The sequence below is a fragment of the Telluribacter sp. genome (assembly GCF_035998675.1).
Classification (GTDB): domain Bacteria; phylum Bacteroidota; class Bacteroidia; order Cytophagales; family Spirosomataceae; genus Telluribacter.
The window spans coordinates 130,331-154,507 of the sequence record NZ_DASYHI010000007.1 but is presented as its reverse complement, the minus strand read 5'-3'; the positions used below and the strand labels follow the sequence as shown (position 1 = coordinate 154,507).

The following is a 24,177-nucleotide window of genomic DNA, read 5'->3' as shown; positions in this document are numbered from 1 at the left end:
GATCATCTTTGGGTATTAATCTTCATAGTAATACCCAAAGATGATTCCCATTTCATCCTCACTGCTAAGTCCAAACCGGATCGTCCTCGAAGTAGTATTATTATACGTAATTTCGGAAGTAAGTCCTTCTCCTGATTTTAGCTCTAGGGGCGCGGGCAGATTTTTTATCAGCGGGTGTTCCCAATCGGTACTTTCGTAGACTATTTCTCCATCCCTCGCTCCCCCTTTTATTTTTATTACAAACTTCTCCCCCCGGCTGTGGGTGTGGGAAGTCAGCATCAGGACTTTTATGGGCTTATTAAAGGTAAACGATTTAGAAACGGTCGTGCGTTGCCCTGGTGCCAGGCTGAAGCTTTCGTTGGCCAGGTCCAGTGACTTTACCAGATGCCTTACTTTTTCTTTGGGAATGGTATGCAGGTTAACGTGTACTTCGCCCCGGCCAACCTGGTCCGTTTTGTTTACATAGTGCGAGTTCATGTCAAATGAAGCCCCCGCCGGTACCAGCAAAGCCGCTCCTTCGGGTAGTTCGTACCTATGGTCGGGTGTTTGGGTACCGGTCCAGAAAACGTGGTTTTGCATGGAGGCAAAGGTGGCAAAATTAAGGCTGCCGTTGGCATTGCGGATGTCACGTATATCATTGAGCGCCGGAAGCTTGGACTTATCCTGAAAATCATACAGGATAAAATGATGACTACCCGGCCGCATTTTTATTTCTACTTTTTGCACGTAAAGGTCCTGGGTATTCCCCACCAGCCTCCGGCTAAAAAGCTCCCGCTCGAAACGGGGTGCTACGTCAAAAGGCCCCAGTCGCATTTGTACGCCTTGTCCGGCTGCAGGGGGTGTTAAGCCTTCAAAGGGCGCAGAAGCAACGGGCGTTTTATCATTAATCAGGGTGGTATCTACTACATTTCCGGTTCGGGGAGCACCCGCTTCAATCCACCGCCGGACAAATTCAACTTGTCCCGCTCCGGGTTCCAGCCCACCCAACGGCATAGGCAGGCCGTATTGTTTTCCTCCGTGGTGGGAGGCATTCCAATTGAGTTTATGGTACAACAGGCTTTCTAAAGCATTAAAAGGCTTAACCCGTTGCATCCCCTCACTTTTCGCATCCGGCTGAAACGAAAGTTTATTAATCAGGTTCTCATACGATTTTCCCTTGGTCAATACCAGACCGTGCTGACGGAACGTATTATCACTTTCGGAAGCGTGGCACCCCCCCGTGGCGCAGGTCGGGGTAAAAATCCGATCCTGAATCAGGTCAAAGGACGCCAGTTCGGTTGGTTCAGTAAGTTCAGGAGTTTGTTTACAACCAATTACCAGGGAGGCGGTGGTTAGTCCGATAAGGGCGTAGAAGTAATGCTTCGTATTCATAGTCAGGCAGGAAATAGCAAGAGTGAATCGACCACAAAGGTTGATTTTCCTTTAAATTAACGAAACTATCGGGAGGAAATTGATCAGAAGCGTAAAACAAAATCCTCCTTTACCTGCCCCTTCCTGAAAAAGACCAGTCCAATCCAGAATAAATCGATGGTGACCGTTACCTCAGGGTGGGCCTTAATGTACTCCCAGGCCCGGGTCATTTCTTTGGACCAGTAAATATCATCAAAAATAAAAAGGCTGTCATTGTTCGCATGGGGCAGGCACAATTCAAAGTACCTGACGGTAGGCTCGTATCGATGGTTCGCATCAAAATACACCATGTCCAGCGGCTGGTTTAAGTTTTGCACCGTCCGGCCCAGGGTTTCATCAATATTCCCCGTCACTACCTCGATGTCGGACTCCCCCGCTTTTTTAAAATTCTCCCGCGCCAGCCGTACCGTTTCGGGACAACCTTCCAGCGAGATAACCCGGCTTCCGGGATTGGCCCTGGCAAAATAAAGGGTAGTTAGACCCAGGGAAGTACCCAGTTCCAGAATTGTAGCCGGCCGAAAGTGCCGTACCAGGCGGTGAAAAAGTCGTCCAAAACGTTCGGGCTTTTCCGCATTTTTCGCAATCTGACGTACTTTACGCCTATTGGAGCCGTTCACCCGCGAGCCAGCCCCCAGGTCAAGTACGTCTATTTCTTCGGTTGAGTGGAGCAGGTGCCTTCGGAGACTTTGCAGCTGCGGATAGTCGGCGTGGTCGTCCGGCCGCCGGATAAGTTTGGTATAGAGGTCAAATACAAAGGGAGAATGAATGGAATGCTCATTACCGGAGCGAAGCAGGTACTTAATGTAAGGAATAACCAAGGAAACAACGGACGTTTAGGTGTAACGTACAGCAAAGAAAAGGCCGAATGGCAGGAATACCAAATGTGGGGCTTAATTGAGACGGTAGGGTACTATCAGGGTAAATTCGGGAATAATGACCCGAAACTGCCGACCATCCAGCACGCGCTCCATCAGGTAGGTGCCTGCCATTTTTCCCAGGTTGGTACGCAGATTACAACCCGATACGTATTCGTGTACTTCGCCGGGCTCAAGGACCGGCTGCTGTCCCACTACCCCTTCTCCTTCTACCTCCCTAACCGTATTATTGGAATCATAAATCAGCCAGTGACGACGAAGTAGTTTAATGGTATTTTCGCTGTGATTTTCAATAACTACCTTGTAGGTAAACACAAAATGTGCCTGTCGCGGACTGGAGTAGTCCGGCTGATATTCCGTCAGTACGGTTACTTTTACACCCTCTGTCACTTCAGATACCATACAGTGTAGGAAGAGATTTTTTGGTAAAACGAAAATAGCACTGCTAAGTTTATAAAAACACGGTTCTATTCCTATTATTTTTAACATTTCAATTATTATTCCAGCCTATGACTGTCCAAATCGAAGAATCCTGGAAAGCACATCTTCAGCCCGAGTTTGAAAAACCTTATTTCGCTGATTTAATCCAGTTTGTCCGGAAAGAATACGAAACAAATACCGTATACCCCCCCGGCAGGCTGATCTTCAACGCTTTTGATAAGTGCCCCTTCGACGCATGTAAGGTTGTCATACTGGGGCAAGACCCCTACCACGGCCCCGGTCAGGCCAACGGTCTTTGTTTTTCAGTAAACGACGGGGTACCTAAGCCGCCCTCGCTGTTGAATATTTTCAAGGAAATTCAGGACGATTTGGGAAAACCTATCCCCAAGTCGGGTAACCTGGAACGATGGGCTGTGCAGGGAGTACTTCTCCTCAACGCTACCCTTACCGTACGGCAGGGCGCAGCGGGGTCACACCAGGGCAAGGGCTGGGAACAATTTACGGATGCTGCCATCCGGCAACTATCGGAAGAAAAAGAAGGGCTGGTTTTTCTGCTGTGGGGGAAGTATGCGCAGGATAAAGGAAAAATTATTGAAGAGTCAAAACACCTGGTACTTAAGGCCAAACACCCCTCCCCCATGGCGGCCAAATGGGGGGGCTGGTTTGGGACCAAACACTTCAGCCAGACCAATAAGTACCTCCAGAGCCGGGGACTACCCGAGATAGAATGGTAGCCGCCGGAAAGGGTATTCAATAAAAAAGAGCCGCTTTAAGGGGCGGCTCTTTTTTGTATATGGGAAGTACCTCTTTATTTCTGAATTTCAGAATTAACTTCCAGAATGTTTTCCCACAGAGCTTTATTGGAATCCACAAAAGCGGCCCGCTTGGGGTGCCGGTTGTAGGCTTCGATGCCGTCTCCGTTGCGAAATGTCAGGTAGTGTACCACGTCAAACTCGCCGTTGGAGTCGGTGTTGGTAAGTACCCGGCCGGCCGAATAACCGACTATATCCGGGATGTCGCGACGGAGGCTGGCGAACTCCCGCAAATGCTTGTCAACATCGGCCTGGCTGGTGCCCGCTTTAAACTTTACACAAACAATACGCTGCATTTCCGCTTTTTGGTGCGGCGTATAGGCACCGTAAATAATCAGCATAAATAATCCCATTACAAAAACGGGAAGCATATATCCGAAAAACTTATTCTTAGGTCTCATTAGTAATCTTTCTTGTGTAATCTGGATGAGTATATTTCATGACTGTACAAATGTAATACTATTTTTATTAATTGCACTATTTCAACAATAAATGTTACTAATTTTGTATTTTAGCTTATTCATAAAATTTTGACTACCTTTTTTCTATTTTTAAGCAATAATATTCGGCAGGTCAGGTTTCAGTTATTTGGTTACTACTACTACCTGACTGCTGCAATTTGGGTAATGGGAATAAAAAATGACAAAAACCTGAAAAACAGGTTTTTCCCACTGGTACTTCTGCCCCGAAAAAATTAAGAATCAGCCTAAAATGCATTGTAAGAGCAATTTCCCGGTTTCAGAATTTTATTTGGAGGAGCCTCTTTCAAAAAAGCGGGTCGGCAAAAAAAATTTTCGTCTTTTTTGTCTGAAATCCGGGGGTTTAGTACTTGCCGTGGTATTTTTCTGGTCCTTCACCAGCTTTCGTCCCTCCTGGGGATTTTGGGCGCATCGGCATATTAACCGGCTGGCCGTGTACCGGCTTCCTCCTGAAATGCTGGTTTTTTACAAAAAACACATTGATTATATAACGACCAATGCCGTTAATCCGGACCAGCGCCGGTACGCCGTAGTAGGTGAGGCCGAACGGCATTTTATTGACCTGGATATGTACGGCGATAGTGCTCTGCAGCTATTACCCATGTACTGGTCAGCGGCAAAGGAAAAATTGGGAGAAGACAGCCTCCGTAAGCACGGCATAGTACCCTGGTACATTCAAACGGCTACCTACCAGCTGACCGAGGCCCTGCGTACCAAAGATGTCCCCCGTATCCTGCGTTTTTCGGCTGACCTGGGTCACTACGTAGCTGATGCCCACGTACCGCTGCACACCACCCGCAACTATAACGGACAGCTGACGGGGCAGGAAGGTATCCACGCTTTTTGGGAATCAAGGTTACCGGAGCTTTTTGCCCGTGATTACGATATGTGGGAAGGTGGCGCTACCTACCTTGACAACCCCGCCCGGGCCATTTGGGAGACCATAGCGCAGGCCCACACGGCCAGTGATACCGTTTTTCTTTTGGAGAAGCAACTTAGCCAGGAGTTTAGCGATGACCGGAAATACAGCTACGAAACCCGAAACGGAGTTCTGGTCCGGACCTACTCCCAGGAGTTTTCGGCGAAGTACCATCAGCTATTAAGGGGGCAGGTAGAGCGACAAATGAAGGCTTCGGTCCGGATGGTGGCTGACCTGTGGTACACCTGCTGGGTCAACGCCGGTCAGCCCGATCTGGCGCCGGTTGCTGCCATACCGCTCACGGAAGAAGATAAAAAACAGGAAGCCGCCGAACGCCAAAACTGGCTGCGGCGGCTTCTGCGGGTCCGGCCCGAGGCCGACGATATTATGCCTTAGTACCGGTCAGTTCTTTCATGTACTGCGCGTCATAGGCCATGCTGGCCATGACCGACTCGGGGTACTCTTCCTGCTCCACAATGTAGTGTTTCATGCCGTTATCAGACGCTACCTGCAGTATTCGGGCAAAATCAATATCACCCTTGCCCAAATCAGTGGAATGGGGCTTGGGCTCGCGCTTAAGATCTTTGATGTGACACAGTTCGTAGCGACCCGAATAATTCCTGAAATGCTCAGTAGGATCCACCCCCGCCGCAACAATCCACATCAGATCCAGTTCGTACATCACCAGGGAAGGGTCGGTGTTGTCGAGCAGGATTTGCTGGGGCATTTGTCCGTCCTGCATTTTAAACGAATAATCGTGGTTGTGGTAGCCGAACCGTACGCCCGCTTTATTGCAGATTTCACCCCTTTTATTAAACTCCTCGGCCCTTTTCTTCCACTCATCCAGGGAAGCCTGTGGGCCAATGTAAGGCTGCAAAACGTAGCTCAGACCCGCCTCCGCGGCCTGACCGGCCAGTTGCTCAAGGTTTTTAGTAGTATCGGCGTGGGTACTTACTGCGGTCATACTTACTTCGTCCATATAGGCTTTAAACTCCTTGGGACTCAAACCCCAGAAAACTCCCTGATCGCCCTGATAACTTTCTACTTTCTTGTAACCCAGCTCCGCTAACTGCTTTATAACGCCTTTGGGATCTTTACCAATAATATCCCGCACACTGTACAATTGAATACCAAAGTCCGAAGCCCCCGAGAGCGTTGGGGAATCGGAAGTACTGGTATCATCCTCTCCGGTTTTTTCATTCACCTGGGAGCAGGAGGCCAGGGGCCAGGTTAGGGATCCGGCGGCGGCTACACCGGCGGCTTTCAAAAAGAAACGGCGATTGTACATCATGGAAACGAGGGGTTGGGGTTAAATTTAACTAATTTTGTGAACGTACAAGTACCATAAGGCAGCCACTGCCCCATTCTAACTGATTAACCAAAAATGACTGCTAACCGCACCATTGCCTATACTGACCTTCCCCGCGTAGTTTTGAACAGAGGAAAAGAAGAAGCCCTGAAAAGACTACATCCCTGGGTTTTTTCGGGGGCAATAGCCCGCAATGAAGGCGAAGTTCAGGACGGGGACCTGGTTCAGGTAGTGAGTGCCTCGGGACAAATCCTGGCCATCGGGCACTTTCACGATGGGAGCATCAAGGTCCGGATACTGACCCACCACCCCACCGATATCGGACCGGAGTTTTGGGAAAGTAAGTTAAGGAACGCCTACCAGGCCCGCCAACAGCTCGAACTACCCGCTACCAACTGTTACCGGCTGGTACACGGGGAAGGCGACGGACTGCCCGGCCTGGTGGTTGATTTTTACAATGGAGTAGCTGTACTACAGGCCCATACCATAGGCATGCACCGCAGCCGGTTTGAGTTGACTGAGGCCCTTAAAAAAGTACTGGGGCCTGAGCTGAAGGCTGTTTACGATAAAAGCAAAGAAACGCTTCCCGGTTCTTACGCCTCTGGCGTTCAGAATGAGTACCTGTCTGGAGAAGTTACGCTTCCCCACCGCGTAGAGGAATACGGACGGGCGTTTGATATAGATTGGGAAAAAGGCCAGAAAACGGGCTTCTTTCTGGACCAGCGCGAAAACCGGAACCTGCTGGCTCACTATGCTGCCGGCAAAAAAGTACTAAACGCATTTTGCTACTCGGGAGGTTTTTCGGTGTACGGCCTCACGGCCAAGGCCGCTGAGGTACATTCGGTGGATATTTCGGGAAAGGCCATGGCGCTTTGCGAACAGAATGTTGCCCTTAATGAAGGAGAGGATCGGCACCAGCCCATTACTGAAGATGTAATGAAGTGGCTCAAAACCGAGGAAGAACAGTATGATATAGTAGTACTGGACCCACCTGCCTTTGCCAAAAGTATGTCGGCGCGGCACCGGGCGGTACAAGGTTACAAGCGGCTGAATGCCGAAGGCCTGAAGCGGGTAAAACCTGGTGGACTGCTGTTCACGTTTTCGTGCTCTCAGGTAGTAGATCGGGAGCTGTTTTATAATACCATTGTAGCCGCCTCCATGGAAGTGGGACGCCCCGTGCGGGTACTTCACCAGCTAACGCAGGGTCCCGACCACCCGGTCAACATTTTTCATCCGGAAGGCAGTTACCTGAAAGGTTTAGTGGTACGGGTGGACTAATAAAACAACAACTATGGATTTTCTGGAATATCTGAAGCAAAAGAAAATAAACCCATTGGCGTTTGAAGCGGCTGAACCGGAACGCTACCGGGAATGGGAGGCGCTATTTTCAAAAATACACGCGGAGAGTTTTACCTCCCAAAAGAAGTTTCTGATCAATGAAGTTCGTCGGCGTTACCTTTTGGCCATCGAAGAAAAGTAGGAGATCTCTTTACCATTTGAAAACAGTAGAATAAAAGGCATTAGCACTGCCATAATCAAACAGGTAAATAATAAGGCTATAAGCCAGATAATTCCCATTATTATTCTTATTACAAATGCTGCCATACCCCTGTACCTCTGTTCGTTTCCGTTTCCTGACACATACGGAAAAAAGTATGCCGTTAGCGCTGACCAGCAGCAGTTTAGGAAAGCCGGAGAAGGAAAAAGTAGTCTGGGCCGAGTCAATTCCGAATAAAAAAAAATTTGTAATTCCTGAAAAGTCAAGGATAAAACAATAATTTATTATGGAAACCACTCCTTATGAGTACATTGAGAAACAAAATCCTCATGTCCGAGGAATATTGTTCACTATGCTTGGGGTGATCCAAACGGCTGATGAGGGAATCAGCTGTCGGATGAATTGGGGTATTCCCTTTTTCTACTTCCGGGGCTCTTCCTGGTGTTACCTGGCCTTTGTAAAAAAATGGAATTGCGTGGAAATAGGCTTTACCAGAGGTCATCTACTACCTAACAATAGCGGTATTCTGCTGGATCGGGGCCGGAACACGGTACGCTCCATAGCTTTCAGTAGCCTCCAGGACTTTTACTCCCGCGAAGAGGCCGTCCGGGAGGTAATTCAGGAAGCCCTATTGCTGGATATTTCTGATACCAATTACCGGCCACAAATACCCCGGTAATCACAGTACAAGCATACATTGAGATCCTGGGTCTGGCGGAAGGGCACCTCCGGGTTTAGCAATTCCCCAATTATTTCTTTCAGCAACCGCTCCGACTCGGCTACAAAATGTTCGGGGCCGCCGTCCTCCACCAGTTCCAGCGGACTGGCAAAGAGCTGCTCCGGATTCCGGAAGGAGTAAAACCCGGATTGAATCCGGAATTGGTCCGGCGGGAACAGGTTCTCGCCAATTTCCAGCCCCTTGCCTTCCAGCATTTTTTTGTACATCAGGTACTTGTACAGCCAGAGCTGACGGACGTAACCTGCCTTTTTATCCGGATCAGCCAGCAGAATAGCCTTTTTTGTGGCGGGGTCTTCCAGTTTCCTGCGGGAGCTTAATTCAACACTACCCGTTTTATAATCCATCACAAAAAGTGTCCCCTCGTGGTCCAGCTCTACGCGGTCAATTTTACCTCCCACCTGCATAGTAAATTGAATACCTCCAATTTCCAGGTTTACTTCGGCCCGTAGAGGTTGTTCAGCCGCCACTACCCGACGACGGGGCTGAGTCGTCATTTGGTGGCGCAGGAAATTTAGAATCTGCTGTTCGCCTACCTGGTAATAAATCCGGTTGAGGCCTTCGTCGGTAATATACCCCCGAAATAGTTGTTCAAATTCATTTTTCAGTATTTCTTTGGCCTGCTCCTCGGTAGGGTCCACCCCCGAAAGAAAGTAGGTCTGATCGAGGCGCTCCAGGCTGGCGTGCAGCCAGGTACCTATTTTATCCATTCCCAGGTCTTCCTCAATCTCTTCCTTATCTTCTACCCCAACTATATGCTTCAGATAGTACTGCATAGAACAGCGGATAAGCTGGTTGAGGTGGGTGGGGTAAAGGCCCCTGGTACTAAGGTGGGTACGAATAGAAGCCAGCATGGGCTCGTCCTTGGGTACATCCTCACTGAATTTTTCTACCAGCTTCTCCTCAAACTCGACCACCTTATTGATAATAGATATTTCTTCGTTGTACTGGGTCAGCTCAAATTCTACCTGCTGCATAAACCGACTTTTTTCGCCTCCCCCCGGCGAGTCATTGGTACTAACGTACAGCATGTGTACCTCCTTGGCCCGTTGCAACAAGCGGTAAAAGTGGTATGACATAACCGCCTCCTGATGCTGGTGCGTAGGCAGCCCCACCTCCTGAGCTATATCAAAAGGAATAAGGGAATTCTGTTTTTTGGCCTGGGGAAGTACCCCTTCGTTTAGTGAAATAATAATAATACGTTTAAAATCAAGCGCCCGGGTTTCCAGCATTCCCAGAATCTGCAGGGGACTGATTGGCTCCCCACTGAACGGGATGCGGGTTTGCCGGATGAGCTCGTACAGGAACGAACGAAGGGTACGGAGTGTGAGTGGTTCCGAGCGTTTTTCCAGCGTTTGTTCAAACTGCTTGAGCAGGGTATAAAACAGGTACAGGTACTCCGTTTCGAGCGCGTTTTTATAGTCACGGTAAACTTCCCGCAATAAATCAATCAGATCATAAAAGGTCTTAAGTACCTGGCGCGGATTGTCCTTGGCCCATCGGGTAAAAAGTACCCCAAAAAGCGGATGCCCCCCGGCAATGGTCAGCAGATCGTCACCACTCAGGAACACCCGGTTGTTGTCATTAATTTCCCGTAGGGTCCTTTGAATGGGTGTAAGTCTGTCGGCACCGGGTTTCATTGCGATTTGCTCGTAGTGCCGGACGAACGGGTGATTAAGTACCTTGGTGATAGACTTGTGGTTAAATTTGGGTATCCGCAGGGTTCGTCCATCCTTAATCCGGAATTCGGCTACATTCTGCTGCAGCTCAAAAACCGAATCAATCAGGGTGTACAGCATGGAGTTGCGCAACGAAAGACCCATGGTTACGTTCAGGTCGGTGACACCTTCGTCCAGGGAGTACAGCATGGGCAACAGCAGGTTCTCGTCGGCCAGTACAATGGCCGTGGGTACGGGGCTTTCGGGGTCATCAAGTACCTTCATGTCAGCGTAAAGCTGCCCGGCTACTTTGGTCTGAAGAGTTGCGTTGGGTACGGCGTAGGTCGTGATGGTCTTGGGGCCTTTCAACAGGCCGTTGCTCATCCAGTTCCAGCCGCCAAAGGTGGCGTTATCGCGGTACTCCCGCAGGCTGCTACCCGCTTCCACCCCGGTATTCTCCACCATATAGTACTCATCCGAATCCCAGAGTACTTCGGCGCGTTTGGCGGTTACCAGTTTCTGGATAATTTTCTTCTCTGATTCCGTAAAAGCGTTGAAGCCGGCGAAATAAACAAGTTCATAGTCGGTCCGGCTCAGGAGCAATTCGTCCACTTTCTCGGCCAGTTGCCGGTAGGCCATACCCCGGTAAGCCTGCCCTTTCTGCAACAACCTTTCCCGAAAAGCCACGTAAACTTTCCGGATATTCTCAAAAAGAGAAAAGTACTGTTGCGCTCCTCCCACCTGCTGCAGGGTACGTCCGCCCGGGAGTTCCTTTTGCCAGCGTTCCACGGCTTTCGCCTCCGACAGGTAATCAAACAGGTAATCGGTATCGACCAGGTACTGGTCTACGCGGTCCAGGTCACTCAGCAGTACCGAGGCCCAACCCATAAAACGGTCAAACTGAACCTGGGGGTCAATTTCTTTGAAAGTCTCGTACAACTCAAACAACAGACTGACCGAATCAGCCACCTCCAGGGTACATATTCCTTCCACGAAATCATCAATGGCTTCTACCATTGGACTGATTAACGGGGTTTGGGTGGCGTTAGCCAGCTCCTGCTTTACAAAAAAAGCCGCTCGTCGGGTAGGTACCACAATAGCTACTTTTTCCAGGGAAGTACCGTGGCGTTCCAGAATATGCCGGGCTACGAGCTGAAGGAAGGGAGTCATGTCTGTTTCAGATAGAGTTTTGGTGTGAGGGCAGCCCCAAAGGCTAAGTAGCTATTAGAAATTAGCTTTTAGTGGTTAGTTCTCTAAGTTGCTGTATAATAACGGATTGTAAATAATTCTAATGCAAAGTAATTTTGCGTAAGTACTTAATTTAAAATACTTTATAATTTAATGCATCCGGTCTCCGCGAACACCCAGGGTACTTAGAATTCCGGCTTCGGCGGCTAACAATTCCTTCCAGCGGGTACGAACCTGTTCGTGGGGCATATACTCTTCGGCCAGTTCAATAAAGGTACGATAATGTCCGGCTTCGGAAATCATTAACTCGTGGTAAAATTTGCGCAGCCCCTCATCGGCTAACTGCTGCGACAACAACTTGAAGCGTTCGCAACTGCGGGCCTCAATGAGGGCACAGAACAAAAGCTTGTCCAGGAAGGCGCGATTATTATCCCCTTTCGTGTAAAGTACTTCCCGCAGCCGTTTTACGTACTCATCTTTGCGCTGATGCCCCAGTGGTATATTTCGCTTGCTAAGCTCCCGCAGTACCCGCTGAAAGTGCCCCCATTCTTCCGCGACAATGGGGGTAAGTACCTCCACCAACTTTACTTTTTCGGGATAGTAAACAATTAGGGAAATACAGGAAGAGGCCGCTTTCTGCTCACAGTAGGCGTGGTCAATCAGAATTTCGCCAATCTGCATTTCGGCAATATTCACCCAACGCGGATCGGTGGGCAGTTCAAGTCCGAGGGTGGTGAGGGACATTTTTTGAATCGCTTTATGCCTTTGGCTGTAAGCTGTAGGCATTATGTTTTCTTTTGATTAATTATTTTGTCAGACCGGACTTCCAATTCTCCTTTCAATCAAAGTCGTATGCCCATACGATTTGCTTAATGCATACAGCTTAATCAAACAACGGCCAGTTGAGGCCAAAGGAAAAAGTACGCCGCAGCCCCAGGTAGCCGGGAGTAATAAAGTAGCCGGGGGTACCTAGCCCCTCGTTTACATGGGACATTTTCAGGAGCAACCGGACGCGCCGGATTCGCAGATTGGCGAACACGTCGGCCACGGCGTAGCGATCCACTACAAAGTTATTCTGTAAGTAAAACTGCTGCGTCAGGGGCATGTAGGCATCGGCCAGGTACGATGACTTATAATGAACCGCGGCTCCTAATTGGACAAATAAAACCTTGGCGTACACAAAATCAAAGGTTAGCTGGGCACTGGCAAATAAGCTGGGAATGCGCAGTACGTCCGGGTTGGAGTTGAGGGTATAATAGGCCAGAGCGGCGGCATTCCAGCGGTTCACGTTCCACCTCAGGTTGGTTCCCAGCCGCAACAAACTAAACGACCCGTTCAGTTGCCGGGGACGGGCAGTGGTGTCGTAGTAGACGTAGTTAGTAAGGAGATGGTACTGTACCTCGGGTTCAAACACCAGCCGTCGGGTCCGTAACGGAATGGAACCGTAGAGGGTATTGGCCCCGGTAAGATTAAAGTTATTTCGCCACTGCAGGTGATTGCTGATGTACCGTTGCATGAGCAGGTCGGGCGTCCAGAAGGCCGTCTGGTACCCGCCCCGAATCCAGCGGGTTGATAATTCTCCCCTAATCAGGAAGTCCCGGCCCAACAGGTGCTGCGCTTCGGCCGTCAGGTGCTGGGTAGAGTCTTTGAAGTAGTAGCTGACCCACAGGCCCAGAATATTTTCAAATCGGGGACCTAAGCGGTAAGTAGCCAGGGTAGTGTCCGAAAGGTTGTAGGTACCTTTCATGCTGTAAATCCGCTGGCGGAGGTAAGCCCGGTAATTGAAGCCCGAAAACGCGCCTTTTATCCCCATTTTGTTTTCCAGGATTCTAAAGCCCACTTCCTGCCGGGTGGTGTCCTGATCATAAATCGGGGCGGGATAAACCCCGTTGGTGGCACCCCGGAGGGGGTCCGTATCGTCGTAGCGGTTGATGATACGCCGGTACTCGGCCTGCTGAAACAGCTGAAATCCGTTGGCCAGCCGGTACTGATGGTAGAGATGAAACACGTTGCGGCGTTCCCAGGAGCGGGTGTTGTCACCCAAACGCGCGGGCCCCTGGTACTCATAAATATCGGTGATGGTACCGGTGCTGTCGGTTTGCAGTCCCCCCTGTTCCTTTACCTGGTGGTTGAGGTGCCGAAAGTGGCCCAAAAGGACGTATTTACGATTCTTGGAGTAGTAGTTGGTATGGGCCAGAAAGGTCCAGTTCTGGGCAAGATTGTCCTCGGCACCCAAGTTGTTAAAAGCACCGTACTGCTTGTTGGAGGTAAAACGCTGCAACCGAAAGCCGGCATTCAACCGGGGATTAATATTCTGATTTATCCCAAAACGAAGAATGTTCCGGCCGCGCCCACCCGAGAAAAAAGTCATGTCGGTATAGGGAGACTTGGTGTCGAAGTACTTGACTTCGTCGGCCTGAACGGCGTAGGGTTCATAGGCCCGGAATCCCAGTTCGGCCCCTACCTCGGTACGGGGTTGAAAAAAAACATTGCGGGTGGCAGTGCCCAGGTTGCCCAGGTCCACCAGTCTCTCCCACGAACGGTCCAACCAGGTCCAGCGGTGGAAATTATCCAGGGTGGTATCTACCCGGTAACGCAGGGAATCACGGTTATTGAGGATATCGTCTTCGTAAAAATGCAGCGTGGTAGTAGGGCCATATATGGTCTTTGTACTATCGTCAAGCTGTACTCCGCCGCGTTGCCCGCCCCCCATACCACCGGAAGTAGGCATTCCTGACGGCATTCGAATACCGCCTGGTAGTCCCTGCCCGTAAGATAGTGTACTTAGTAAAAGACCAAACCCAACTAAAAGAATGGCGTAACTACTTTGTTTCATATTTCCCGTTTATTGCCCTGGAAGGACCTCAGCAGCGGTTTCCGAACCGTTTCATTCACCCAGCTTTCAAATGGCTCCCGGTCGGTACCAAAGTCCATGCCGATGGGTAAATAAAGAAAATGTCCGGCGACACCGGCCGCTTCGGCCAAAGGACGCAGCTTGACCATATCTTTTTCGGTCGTGATCACAAAAGTACCTTTTTTTATAGATTTCAGCCCTGTTTCCAGGTCAGTCTGCCGGTAATCGTGGTGGTCCGGGTATATAACTTCTTTAAGTACCTTAAAATTATTGTTCAGGTAGTTTAGAAAGGGTTCGGGACGGGCAATACCGGCCATAGCTACCACCGCTTCGGGCCGGGCTACCCTTTGGCTGAGGTACCCTACCGGTTGCTCATAGCGCACAGAGGCAAAAAATACCGGTACGCCCGAGCGGGTGTAGGTACTTATTTTTCTCCGGATTACCCCTTTTTCCTCCTCCGAAATACCCACCGGGCATTTACTTACCACCACGGCATCGGCCCGGCGGGCACCGGCGCGTCCTTCGCGCAGGTAGCCCGCCGGAAAGGGGTTGTCCTCATAAAAAGGACGGTTATAATCATTAAGCAGGATGTTGACGTGGGGCCGGATTCCCCGGTGCTGGTAAGCGTCATCCAAAAGCAGCAAACTAATCTCGGGATACAATTCCTGAATCTGCCGGCTTCCTGCGGCGCGGTCCTCACAAACAGTTACTGTTACCAGATCCCCGAATTTCTGAAAATACTGTAAGGGCTCATCTCCCAGGTCGCGGGCCGAAGTACCTGGCTGCGCCACCAGAAAACCCCGGCTGCGCCGGCCGTATCCCCGGCTGAGGGTTGCCAGGGGGGCATCATTTTTAAGCAAACAGATGAGATATTCAATCAGGGGGGTTTTGCCGGTACCGCCCACGGTGAGGTTACCTACCGATACTGTAAACTGGGGGGGCTCAAAGGAAGTAAAGGTACCTCTATCATATAGTTTATTTCGCAGCGCAGTAATACTTCCATAAAGCCAGCCCAGTGGATCCAAAATTGTAACGACGCGACTTAGTTTAAACTTCGAAGTACTATTGTTCCGTTTATTTTTCATATAATTGAGGTTAGTTTACCACTCAGACTCTCACTCTTCATGCCACTGAAAATTGATTACCAGCCCTATACCCTGCATTTTAAATTTGAAGCAGGTACCTCCCGCGGGGTACTTACCGAAAAAACTACCTGGCTGGTAAAAATTACCGATGAAGAGCAACCCGGTGTGGAAGGTTACGGCGAATGCGGACCACTCAAAGGGCTAAGCATTGACGACATCCCTGACTTTGAAACACAACTGGCGGCGGTTTGTAAGCTATTCAATGGTCTGGACCTGGAGGTTTTTCCGTTCAATTTACCTATTATACTCGAACAGGTAATCCCTAACCACCTGCCTTCGGTCCGGTTTGGGATCGAAACGGCCCTGGTCGATTATATGAACGGAGGTACCCGTTCTTTTTTTCAAAATGCTTTTTTGCGGGGTGAACGGGGTATTTCCATCAACGGCCTGGTCTGGATGGGCTCCGATGAATTCATGGCGGAGCAAATTGAAGATAAGCTCTCCGACGGCTTTACCACCCTCAAAATGAAAGTGGGTGCGCTTAATTTCGACCAGGAATGCCGCCTGCTTGAATCCATTCGTTCCCGTTTCTCGCCCGACCAAATCAGCCTCCGGGTTGACGCCAACGGTGCCTTTGATTCCGACGAGGTAAACGAAAAACTCAACCGACTGGCTGAATACCAGTTGCACTCCATTGAGCAACCCATCCGCTCCGGACAGCCCGAGCTGCTCACCCAGCTCTCGGCCAGTTCGCCGGTTGACATTGCGCTGGACGAAGAGCTCATCGGCAAATTTGACTACATGGAGAAGTTCAGCCTCCTCAAAAAAATTCAGCCACCTTACATCATCCTGAAGCCAACCCTGCTCGGTGGGTTCCAACACTGCCGCGAGTGGATTGAAATTGCCCAGCGCCTATCCATCGGCTGGTGGATTACGTCGGCCTTAGAATCCAACATAGGCCTTAACGCCATTGCCCAGTTCGCCGCTCAGTACGACAATTCTCTACCACAAGGCTTAGGTACGGGAAATCTATACCAAAACAACATCACCTCCCCGCTTACCGTCCATAACGGCTGCCTTTATTACACCTCAGCCAACGACTGGGACCTCGCGCCAATTCAATCCGGCTGGATAACCGCCTGATTCATTTCCCGTAATTGACCCAGTCAATTCCTTTTTTCAAATATTCCAGCGTGCGGGCTTCGGGGGTACCAGGTTCTACATTTTGGTCGTAGGCCCACTGCGCCTGCGGGGGCATACTCATCAGAATGGATTCGGTGCGGCCGCCGGTTTCCAAGCCAAATTTAGTGCCACGGTCCCACACCAGGTTGAACTCCACGTATCGGCCCCGACGAAGGTACTGCCATTCTTTTTCCCGCTCTCCGTAGGGTTCGTCCCGATGGTTGCGCATAAATGTTGTATAAATGGGCGCAAAGCTCTCCCCTACTTCCTTAACAAAACTAAAAAGCTGCTCCCTGGAATGTTTGCCAACAATGGATTCTTCGTCGGCCGCACAGGGTTTGAGGTAATCAAAGAAAATACCGCCAATGCCCCGGGTTTCCTCGCGGTGTTTGATGTAGAAGTAGTCATCCGCCCACAGCTTGTATTCGGGATAGAAAGCCGGGTCGTGCCGGTCACAGGCCGCCTTAAGTTGGGTATGAAACCAGTGGGCATCTTCCTCTACTACGTAATGGGGCGTAAGGTCAATGCCCCCGCCGAACCAGCTGGTACCGTTGCTCAGTTCAAAGTACCGCACGTTCATGTGGATGATGGGTACCCGCGGGCTGTGCGGATGCATAACGATGGATACACCGGTAGCAAAAAAATTGATTTCCTCGCCTTCGGGCAGTTCCATCTGAGCGCGCAGTCGCGGATGTACTTCCCCCCGTACGCCCGAAAAATTAACTCCTCCTTTTTCGATAACGGCACCGTTCTGAATGAGCCGGGACCTGCCGCCGCCGCCCGAGTGGTGCTCCCACAGGTCTTCCTCAAACTGACCGCCCCCATCTTCTCCGGCGATGGCCGCGCAAATCTGATCCTGTAATCCTTTAAAATATTCCTCTATTTGGTAAGACTCCATATAGTGCGATATTGCCTAAAACCTACCTGCAAAGCTACAAGGAAGTATCTAAATATCCCTATCCGTCTTTTCTATGGATAGTAAGTAGTTGTGTTCCCTAAGGACCATACCTTGTTAATTTACGACTCAGCCCCCTAATTCCACCAGTGATGAATCATTTCTGCAATGTCAGTAAAGGCACTATTGGCAGGTCGTAAACTTACAACCAATTTTGTATCACTAACCACCACAAAAAAGTAGCAGGTGAAACTCGTTGATAACTACCGCGTACGCATACTAGGAATTGCAGTAATAACTGCACTCCGCTTCGGGTTTTACAGTAGTGAAATGCTGGCGGGAACGGTTCCGTTTAGCTGGGCAGGAGTCCGGAATAATTTCCTGTTTACCTTTATTTCGGCCATCCTTATGTGGGAAGTCAGCCGGGCGGTGGTTGTGTATTTCCATAAAATAGCTCCTATTTCTAAATCTTCCGACTGGCGGTTTTTTATTGAAGCCCTTTATTTGTTAGGTGCCAATGGGCTGCTTTACGGCCTGACGATCTGATTGCTTTTCTTAGTAAAAAGGGCCGACAGCTTTTACGGTAAAAGCTGATGGCCCTTTTTATTTTTATGGATTACTTCCCGTTCCGGATGTTGGAGAATACCAGTACCTCCAGAAACTCATGCAGCTTGGTCGTGTCCTTTTCCTTGCCAAAATCCGTTAGAGAAGGCAGGTGATTCATAAAGAAATACTGGAAGTGGGCCATTTCCAGCAGGGTACTGGCCAGGGAGCGAGGAAAGGGGTAGCCCGGATTAAACTCTGTAAATAGGTCGGCAATGCGGGCACAGAGGTCTTTGTAGGGTTTGAAAAGCTGCGCCTTGTTATTTGCCTCCACGTCTTTGGTGAGGTACACTTTGTTGCTTTCCGCAATGACGATTTGGTACAGCGCTTTGTAGTCAATATCGTTCCCACTCAGGCTTTCTTCCATCTCCCTGGAAAGCAGTTCAATCACCTTTCTGATTCGTAACTCGGAGTCCGTCAGATTGTTGATCTGGAAAAGTACCTGGTATTCAAGCAGGTTCCAGTACCAGGTTACCAGGTACACCAGCAGCCGGTGTTTATTTTCAAAGTACCGGTAAATACCCGCCTCGGTGGTATGTATGGCGACAGCCAGCTTTTTAAAGGTAAAATCTTCAAAACCCATTTCTTGGATAAGGAGAATACTCTGCCGTACAATTTTCCTGCCCAGTTCTGTGGATTCGGGGTCCCGCAGAAAAAGGTTTTCGTTCATCTTTATCCTAATTAGTAGTTCCATTGGTGGATGGCTTGGTGGAAAGAATAGCAAAGGTAGTACAGTTTCAATATATACTATCAAAGATAATAGCAATTTAATTTTTTATGATAGTGATACTATCATTTTAAAAAGTATATATATCTTTGCCCCGTAATTATATCACTGACCCTGCAATCACTCCTTGATACGGAGGAAGTCGCAAAAAACCGCAAGAATCAGGAAAGTGTCGTTAATTTTAGATATTGAGAGGTACAAATAACTGAATTTAAATAAAAAGGAATTTAGGTTGAACAAGCTCCTTCAATTCACCCAGGTACCCTTAGTAGAGGCTTTGTAAAATTTGAATTCCCTATATTTAAAAAAAACCGGACTTTTTTCGTTACTACCCATTAATAATGAATACCCAACTCATTCATACCATTTGCAGCCAACTTAGTAAGGCCCTTGGGAAAGGAACGGGTAAGCCGCATCCGATTCCCGACGGAATTTATGATATTTCCTATGAGCCTGATGAGATACAGCGCTTTGTAACCGACTTTCTTTCTATCGCCAACCAGTACAACCTGACGGTGGTTAGCAGCCATATTGCTCCGCAAAAGCTGGATCAATTGTTAAGTGAAGCCAACTACCCCATTATGTACCTCGAGCAGGAAGGCCGGCAGATAGTGCCGGTCATTGCGGGTAAAACCGTAAAGGGTAATTCCCTGCTCGAGCAGATTGAAGCCCCTGGTCGCATTACCCCCGCTGCTGCTTCCGCCCGTAAACCGGTGGTTTTTCAGGATACGCCCGAGTCAGATAAAAACGGTCAGGTTATGTACTTCACGGCTTTCCCGATGGAAACCCTGGTAAGTGACCAACCCAAGCCAAACCTTCCCGAAACCAAACTGACGCCCGTACAGCGGCTTTACCGGCTCCTGATCAATGAGAAAAAGGATATTGGCTATATATACCTGTACGCCATTGTCATTGGAATCATTACCCTTTCTCTGCCGCTGGGCTTCCAGGCCATCATCAACCTAATCTCCGGCGGGATGATTTTCAGCTCGGTGTACCTGCTGGTGGGGCTGGTGATTCTGGGCGTTTTGCTGACCGGTATTCTACAAATCTATCAGGTGACGCTGGTGGAGGTATTACAGCAAAGGGTTTTTGCCAAAGCCGCCTACGAGTTTACTTTCCGTGTTCCCCGCATCCGGACCGATGCCCTGCTTGGGTACTATCCACCGGAGCTAATGAACCGTTTCTTTGATGTTATTACGGTACAGAAGGCACTTCCCAAAATCCTGATTGAAATTACGGGGGCCATCCTACAGATTATCTTCGGGATTCTGCTCCTGTCCTTTTACCATCCGTTCTTTATCGCTTTCGGGCTTATCACGTTTGGTATTTTAGCCATCATTATCTATTTCAACGGACCAAAAGGACTGGAAACCAGCCTGGTGGAGTCGAAGTACAAGTACAAGGTGGTACAGTGGCTGGAAGATATTGCGCGGTCGCTGTACTCGTTCAAGCTGGCGGGTTCGTCAAACCTGCCCGTTGAAAAAATGGACGGCTATGTGAATAACTACCTGAACTACCGCAAGAAGCACTTCAGTGTATTGCTCACTTTTTTCTGGAACGCCGTTGGGTTTAAAACTACCGTAATCGGGGGACTTCTGATTCTGGGTACGGTACTGGTAGTTAACCGGCAAATTTCCCTGGGCCAGTTTGTAGCGTCGGAGATTGTGATACTACTCCTTACCACTTCGGTCGAAAAACTGATTCAGAGCATTGATGTTATTTTTGATGCACTGACCGCCGTGGAAAAGCTGGGGACCGTAACCGACCTGCCCCTGGAAAAAGAGGAAGGATTCAGCTTTACCCCTTCCGGCTCCCCTAATGGTATGGCGTTACAGGTAGTGGACCTCAGCTACAAGTACAAAGATCATAATAAGTACACCCTGAAAAATTTATCCTTTGCTCTCCATTCCGGAGAAAGCCTGTGTATTACCGGTGCCAACGGATCGGGCAAAGACACGCTGCTTAAGGTACTCTCAGGTTTGCTTACCACCTACGAGGGGGGAATCATGTACAACGGTATTTCACTGCGCGACCTGAACGTTGCCAGCCTGCGTACCTACATTGAAAAAAATGTAAACAACGATGACATTTTTGAAGGTAGCATTCTGGAAAATATTACCCTGGGCCGCCGTAGCATTACCATGGCCGACCTCGAATGGGTTATAAATGCATTAAAACTCAACGAGGTAATCAGCAAACAACCGGAGGGAATTAACACTCTTATGGTACCGGGCGGACGGCGTTTTTCGGAAAGCTTTATTACCAAAGTTACCATTGCCCGTTCCATCATAAACCGGCCCCGCCTGTTGATGATCAATGACCTTCAAAGCCTCGAACGCCCTGAGCGGATGCGGCTTGTACGCTTTCTGACCGACAAGCAGAACCCCTGGTCGCTCATAATCGTTTCTAATAATCCGGCCAAAATGAAGCTGTGCGATAAGGTCATGGTTTTGCAGGAAGGCCATATTGTTGCCTTTGGCAGCTACCGGGAAGTAAACCAGAACGCTATTTTTCAGAACTTGGTCCTACAGGAAACCGCGTCGGTTTAGTCAGGAGGGCGCTGTTAGTCCATAACCAGAACCACTATGCTTAATATATCTCGTCATCGGGTTAACGATGAAGTAGTACAAAAATACAATTTACAGGCCCTAAGTACCCTAAGTACCCCCCGCACCGGTAAGCGGTTTGCAAGAATGATGCTCATCATTTGTATCATTTTGCTGGTCACCCTGTTTCTGCCCTGGCAGCAGAACATCCGGGGTACCGGCAGCGTAACAGCTTTTAGTCCGACCGATCGTCCGCAGAATATCCAGAACGCTATTCCCGGACGAATTGAACAATGGTTTGTTAACGAAGGTGATCTGGTGCAGGCCGGGGATACCCTACTGATGCTGTCGGAAGTAAAGGACGAGTACCTCGATCCGCAGGTACTGGCTCGCACGCAGGAACAAATTGTCGCCAAAGGAGCGGGGATATCCGGCTACGAAGCCAAACTCGAGGCCCAGGATCAGCAGATAGAGGCGCTGCGGTCGGGCCTTCAGCTCAGCCTTCAGAAAGCCCGTAATAAAGTAGACCAGGGCCGGTTGAAGGTAGCCAGCGACAGCACCGACCTGGTGGCCCAGCGTACCAATTTCCAGATAGCTCAGTCCCGCCTCGAACGGTATGAACTGGGTTACCGCGACGGTTTGTTTTCCCTGACTGACCTGGAAACCCGACGGCTTAAGTTGCAGGAAGACCAGGCCAAGGTTATTTCTCAGGAAAATAAACTCGCCATTTCGAGGCAGGAACTTATTAATGCTCGCCTTGAGCTGGGATCCTTACAGGCCGAGTACCAGGACAAGATTTCCAAGGCCATATCAGAACGTAGCTCCGCGGTTTCCAGCCTGGCCGAGGCCCAGTCGGAACTTTCGAAGTTAAACAACAAATTCTCCAGCATTGAAGAGCGGCAGGACCGGTACGTGGTAAGAGCGCCGCAACGGGGCTATGTGGTCAGAACCATGAAAGCGGGAATTGGGGAGAATATCAAAGAAGGCGAAACCATAGCTACTCTGCAACCCCATAATCCCGAACGTGCGGTTGAATTGTATATCCGGGCAACCGATGTACCACTGGTCACCATAGGTCGGGAGGTACGGCTGGAATTTGACGGGTGGCCCGCCCTGCAGTTTGCCGGGTGGCCCAATGCTTCCATTGGTACCTTTGGTGGAATTGTGGAGGTAGTTGACCAGGTAAGTAGCCCCACCGGTCAGTACCGCATGCTGGTTCGCCCGAAAACAGGGGAAGACTGGCCCGAGGTAATCCGGATCGGGTCGGGTGTATACGGCTGGGTAATGCTCAATAATGTACCCGTATGGTACGAATTATGGCGACAGCTGAACGGTTTCCCGCCGGATTTGAACCAGAAACAGCTGGATAAGATCAGTGCGCCCCCCCAGGAGGAAGGCAAGAAATAACAATTCAACAGGTCGGCCTTGGTCGGCCCGGCTCAATAAAATAGACGAATAGCTATGTTCAGATATAGACAACTGCTTTGGGTAGTAGTACTACTATTTGGAAAAATAGGCCAGGCTCAGACTCCCGCTGACTCCCGGGTGTTTACCTACCGCGAATTTCACCAACAGGTTATTGATTTCCACCCCGTAGTACAGCAAAGTGACCTGATCATTGAGAGTGCGCGTCGGGACCTGCTTATCGCTCGCGGAGGCCTGGATCCTTCCATTCAGGGTACCTTCGACCGGAAGGTTTATAAGGATCTAGAGTACTTCAACCGCAGTGATTTTTTCCTGAAAGTGCCGGTTTGGCTGGGCGGTGCCGATCTCAAAGTAGGCTACGACCGTAACGTAGGGGTAACCCTCAGCGACGACATCCGGACAGGGCCGGAAGGAATAACGTACCTGGGGCTTACGGTTCCTCTGGGGCAGGGGCTGCTCATTGATAGTCGTCGGGCCACCCTCCGGCAGGCCACCCTGTTTCAGAATATCGCCGATGCGGACCGGGTAAAAGCGGTGAACAAAATTATCCTGACCGCCGCCAAAGACTACTGGAACTGGTACTTTGCCTACCAGCAGTTTCAGCTTATTCAGGATTTTTACCAACTGGCCGATACCCGTTTCAATGCTATCCGGCAACGGGCCAGTATTGGTGATATTCCGGCCATTGACACCACCGAGGCCCTGGTTACCTTACAGGACCGTGAAGTGCAGCTCACCCAGGCAGCTATGGATCTGCAGAATGCCCGGCTGGTAGTATCCAATCACCTGTGGGGCCGGGGCCTGGTTCCCCTGGAATTACCCGAAGATGCCATCCCGCAGCAATCGATGGGCCGAATACTTGACGAAAGTACCCTCAATGAGCTGGTACAATTGGCCCGTCAGCGTCACCCTGACCTGATAAAATTTGACATAAAAAGACAACAACTCCGGATAGACGAGCGGCTGGGACGGGAAATGCTGAGGCCTGCCATAAACCTGAACGCTTCCACCCTGTACCGGGGCTTGTCGTTTAACGGCAGCGAAACCAAGTCCGGGTTGCCTTACCTGGATGACAACTACAAGCTGGGAATTGACCTGTACTTTCCCCTGTTGTTCCGTAAGGAGCGGGGCAAGCTGCAGCAGATTCGGATAAAACAGTTGCAAAATGATCTGGATTTTACCCAGGCCCAGCGGGAAGTAAGTAATGAAATTACTATTTCCTATAATGAGGTAAAACTGCTGGAAAATCAGATTCAGGTACAGCGCAGAGCGGTCGAGAATCAGCAGCTCCTGGTCAGTGGGGAAATCAGAAAATATAACCTGGGCGAAAGCTCGTTGTTTCTGGTCAATGCCCGGGAAGCCAAGCTCAACGAACTACGGGTAAAAATAGAATCGCTGGTAACCAAATACGAAAAGTCGCTGGCCACCCTGCTCTTTGCCGCCGGAATGGCCGATTGGCAGCAGTAAGTTTTCTGCAATTTTAGGAATAGTCTTACCTTCGTTGCGGGGTAAACCCGCAACCTTGCCTTTCT

General features: G+C 49.7%; 21 protein-coding genes. 10 read left to right on the top strand and 11 right to left on the bottom strand.

What is annotated here, in order from left to right; genetic code table 11:
- Positions 1 to 15 precede the first annotated feature (15 nt).
- From VGN67_RS02635 to apaG, 3 genes are all read right to left on the bottom strand, one after another.
- Entirely contained in the window at positions 16 to 1,371 is a 1,356-nt protein-coding gene (locus VGN67_RS02635; protein ID WP_327485213.1) for a hypothetical protein, read from the bottom strand.
- An 83-nt stretch (positions 1,372 to 1,454) separates the two neighbouring features.
- Positions 1,455 to 2,228 (bottom strand): class I SAM-dependent methyltransferase, encoded by a 774-nt coding sequence (locus tag VGN67_RS02630; protein ID WP_327485212.1) that lies wholly within the window; start codon positions 2,226 to 2,228, stop codon positions 1,455 to 1,457.
- A 72-nt stretch (positions 2,229 to 2,300) separates the two neighbouring features.
- Positions 2,301 to 2,687: a Co2+/Mg2+ efflux protein ApaG gene (apaG, locus tag VGN67_RS02625; protein ID WP_327485211.1), complete on the bottom strand. Its 387-nt coding sequence runs from the start codon at positions 2,685 to 2,687 to the stop codon at positions 2,301 to 2,303.
- A 107-nt stretch (positions 2,688 to 2,794) separates the two neighbouring features.
- On the opposite strand from apaG, the gene ung reads away from it, so the two are divergent.
- Positions 2,795 to 3,460: a uracil-DNA glycosylase gene (gene ung / locus VGN67_RS02620; RefSeq protein ID WP_327485210.1), complete on the top strand. Its 666-nt coding sequence runs from the start codon at positions 2,795 to 2,797 to the stop codon at positions 3,458 to 3,460.
- A gap of 74 nt (positions 3,461 to 3,534) precedes the next feature.
- On the opposite strand, the gene VGN67_RS02615 is transcribed toward ung, so the two are convergent.
- Positions 3,535 to 3,909, bottom strand: a complete 375-nt coding sequence (locus VGN67_RS02615) for a Dabb family protein (RefSeq protein WP_327485209.1) — start codon at positions 3,907 to 3,909, stop codon at positions 3,535 to 3,537.
- 463 nt (positions 3,910 to 4,372) lie between these two features.
- Here VGN67_RS02615 and VGN67_RS02610 point away from each other — a divergent pair, with 463 nt between their 5' ends.
- Positions 4,373 to 5,332 (top strand): zinc dependent phospholipase C family protein, encoded by a 960-nt coding sequence (locus tag VGN67_RS02610; RefSeq protein ID WP_327485208.1) that lies wholly within the window; start codon positions 4,373 to 4,375, stop codon positions 5,330 to 5,332.
- Here VGN67_RS02610 and VGN67_RS02605 read toward each other — a convergent pair.
- A complete protein-coding gene (locus VGN67_RS02605; protein ID WP_327485207.1) occupies positions 5,322 to 6,227 on the bottom strand; it encodes a TIM barrel protein in 906 nt (301 codons plus the stop codon). The genes VGN67_RS02610 and VGN67_RS02605 overlap by 11 nt on opposite strands.
- Positions 6,228 to 6,320: 93 nt before the next feature.
- On the opposite strand from VGN67_RS02605, the gene VGN67_RS02600 reads away from it, so the two are divergent.
- The 3 genes from VGN67_RS02600 (at position 6,321) to VGN67_RS02590 (ending at position 8,422) form a co-directional block, all read left to right on the top strand.
- Entirely contained in the window at positions 6,321 to 7,523 is a 1,203-nt protein-coding gene (locus tag VGN67_RS02600; RefSeq protein ID WP_327485206.1) for a class I SAM-dependent rRNA methyltransferase, read from the top strand.
- A 13-nt stretch (positions 7,524 to 7,536) separates the two neighbouring features.
- Entirely contained in the window at positions 7,537 to 7,725 is a 189-nt protein-coding gene (locus tag VGN67_RS02595) for a hypothetical protein (protein WP_327485205.1), read from the top strand.
- 304 nt (positions 7,726 to 8,029) lie between these two features.
- Positions 8,030 to 8,422 carry a DUF1801 domain-containing protein gene (locus tag VGN67_RS02590; protein ID WP_327485204.1) on the top strand — a complete coding sequence of 131 codons (393 nt, stop codon included), beginning with the start codon at positions 8,030 to 8,032 and terminating at the stop codon, positions 8,420 to 8,422.
- On the opposite strand, the gene VGN67_RS02585 is transcribed toward VGN67_RS02590, so the two are convergent.
- The 4 genes from VGN67_RS02585 to lpxK form a co-directional block, all read right to left on the bottom strand.
- Entirely contained in the window at positions 8,398 to 11,307 is a 2,910-nt protein-coding gene (locus VGN67_RS02585; RefSeq protein ID WP_327485203.1) for a PD-(D/E)XK nuclease family protein, read from the bottom strand. The two genes, VGN67_RS02590 and VGN67_RS02585, sit on opposite strands and share 25 nt — an antisense overlap.
- 168 nt (positions 11,308 to 11,475) lie before the next feature.
- The gene (locus tag VGN67_RS02580) at positions 11,476 to 12,069 is read right to left on the bottom strand and encodes a tRNA-(ms[2]io[6]A)-hydroxylase (RefSeq protein ID WP_327485202.1); all 594 of its coding nucleotides are present in this window, start codon (positions 12,067 to 12,069) and stop codon (positions 11,476 to 11,478) included.
- Between the two features lie 139 nt (positions 12,070 to 12,208).
- Complete coding sequence (locus VGN67_RS02575; protein ID WP_327485201.1) at positions 12,209 to 14,161, bottom strand: putative porin; 1,953 nt, start codon at positions 14,159 to 14,161, stop codon at positions 12,209 to 12,211.
- Positions 14,158 to 15,264, bottom strand: a complete 1,107-nt coding sequence (lpxK, locus tag VGN67_RS02570; protein ID WP_327485200.1) for a tetraacyldisaccharide 4'-kinase — start codon at positions 15,262 to 15,264, stop codon at positions 14,158 to 14,160. The genes VGN67_RS02575 and lpxK overlap by 4 nt, the downstream gene beginning before the upstream one ends.
- A 39-nt stretch (positions 15,265 to 15,303) precedes the next feature.
- Between lpxK and VGN67_RS02565 the strand changes: the two genes are divergently transcribed.
- On the top strand, positions 15,304 to 16,407 hold the full coding sequence (locus VGN67_RS02565) for an o-succinylbenzoate synthase (protein WP_327485199.1): 1,104 nt from the start codon (positions 15,304 to 15,306) through the stop codon (positions 16,405 to 16,407).
- Position 16,408: 1 nt separating this feature from the next.
- Here VGN67_RS02565 and hemF read toward each other — a convergent pair whose 3' ends face one another.
- Positions 16,409 to 17,344 (bottom strand): oxygen-dependent coproporphyrinogen oxidase, encoded by a 936-nt coding sequence (hemF, locus tag VGN67_RS02560; protein WP_327485198.1) that lies wholly within the window; start codon positions 17,342 to 17,344, stop codon positions 16,409 to 16,411.
- 243 nt (positions 17,345 to 17,587) lie between these two features.
- Between hemF and VGN67_RS02555 the strand changes: the two genes are divergently transcribed.
- Positions 17,588 to 17,887 (top strand): hypothetical protein, encoded by a 300-nt coding sequence (locus tag VGN67_RS02555; protein ID WP_327485197.1) that lies wholly within the window; start codon positions 17,588 to 17,590, stop codon positions 17,885 to 17,887.
- A 70-nt stretch (positions 17,888 to 17,957) separates the two neighbouring features.
- Here VGN67_RS02555 and VGN67_RS02550 read toward each other — a convergent pair whose 3' ends face one another.
- Positions 17,958 to 18,638 carry a TetR/AcrR family transcriptional regulator gene (locus VGN67_RS02550; protein ID WP_327485196.1) on the bottom strand — a complete coding sequence of 227 codons (681 nt, stop codon included), beginning with the start codon at positions 18,636 to 18,638 and terminating at the stop codon, positions 17,958 to 17,960.
- A 374-nt stretch (positions 18,639 to 19,012) separates the two neighbouring features.
- On the opposite strand from VGN67_RS02550, the gene VGN67_RS02545 reads away from it, so the two are divergent.
- From VGN67_RS02545 to VGN67_RS02535, 3 genes are read left to right on the top strand one after another with little or no spacing between them, the layout of a single operon-like run.
- Complete coding sequence (locus tag VGN67_RS02545; protein ID WP_327485195.1) at positions 19,013 to 21,223, top strand: ABC transporter ATP-binding protein; 2,211 nt, start codon at positions 19,013 to 19,015, stop codon at positions 21,221 to 21,223.
- A 36-nt stretch (positions 21,224 to 21,259) separates the two neighbouring features.
- Complete coding sequence (locus VGN67_RS02540; RefSeq protein WP_327485194.1) at positions 21,260 to 22,627, top strand: HlyD family secretion protein; 1,368 nt, start codon at positions 21,260 to 21,262, stop codon at positions 22,625 to 22,627.
- A 54-nt stretch (positions 22,628 to 22,681) separates the two neighbouring features.
- Positions 22,682 to 24,112 carry a TolC family protein gene (locus VGN67_RS02535; RefSeq protein WP_327485193.1) on the top strand — a complete coding sequence of 477 codons (1,431 nt, stop codon included), beginning with the start codon at positions 22,682 to 22,684 and terminating at the stop codon, positions 24,110 to 24,112.
- Positions 24,113 to 24,177: the final 65 nt, after the last annotated feature.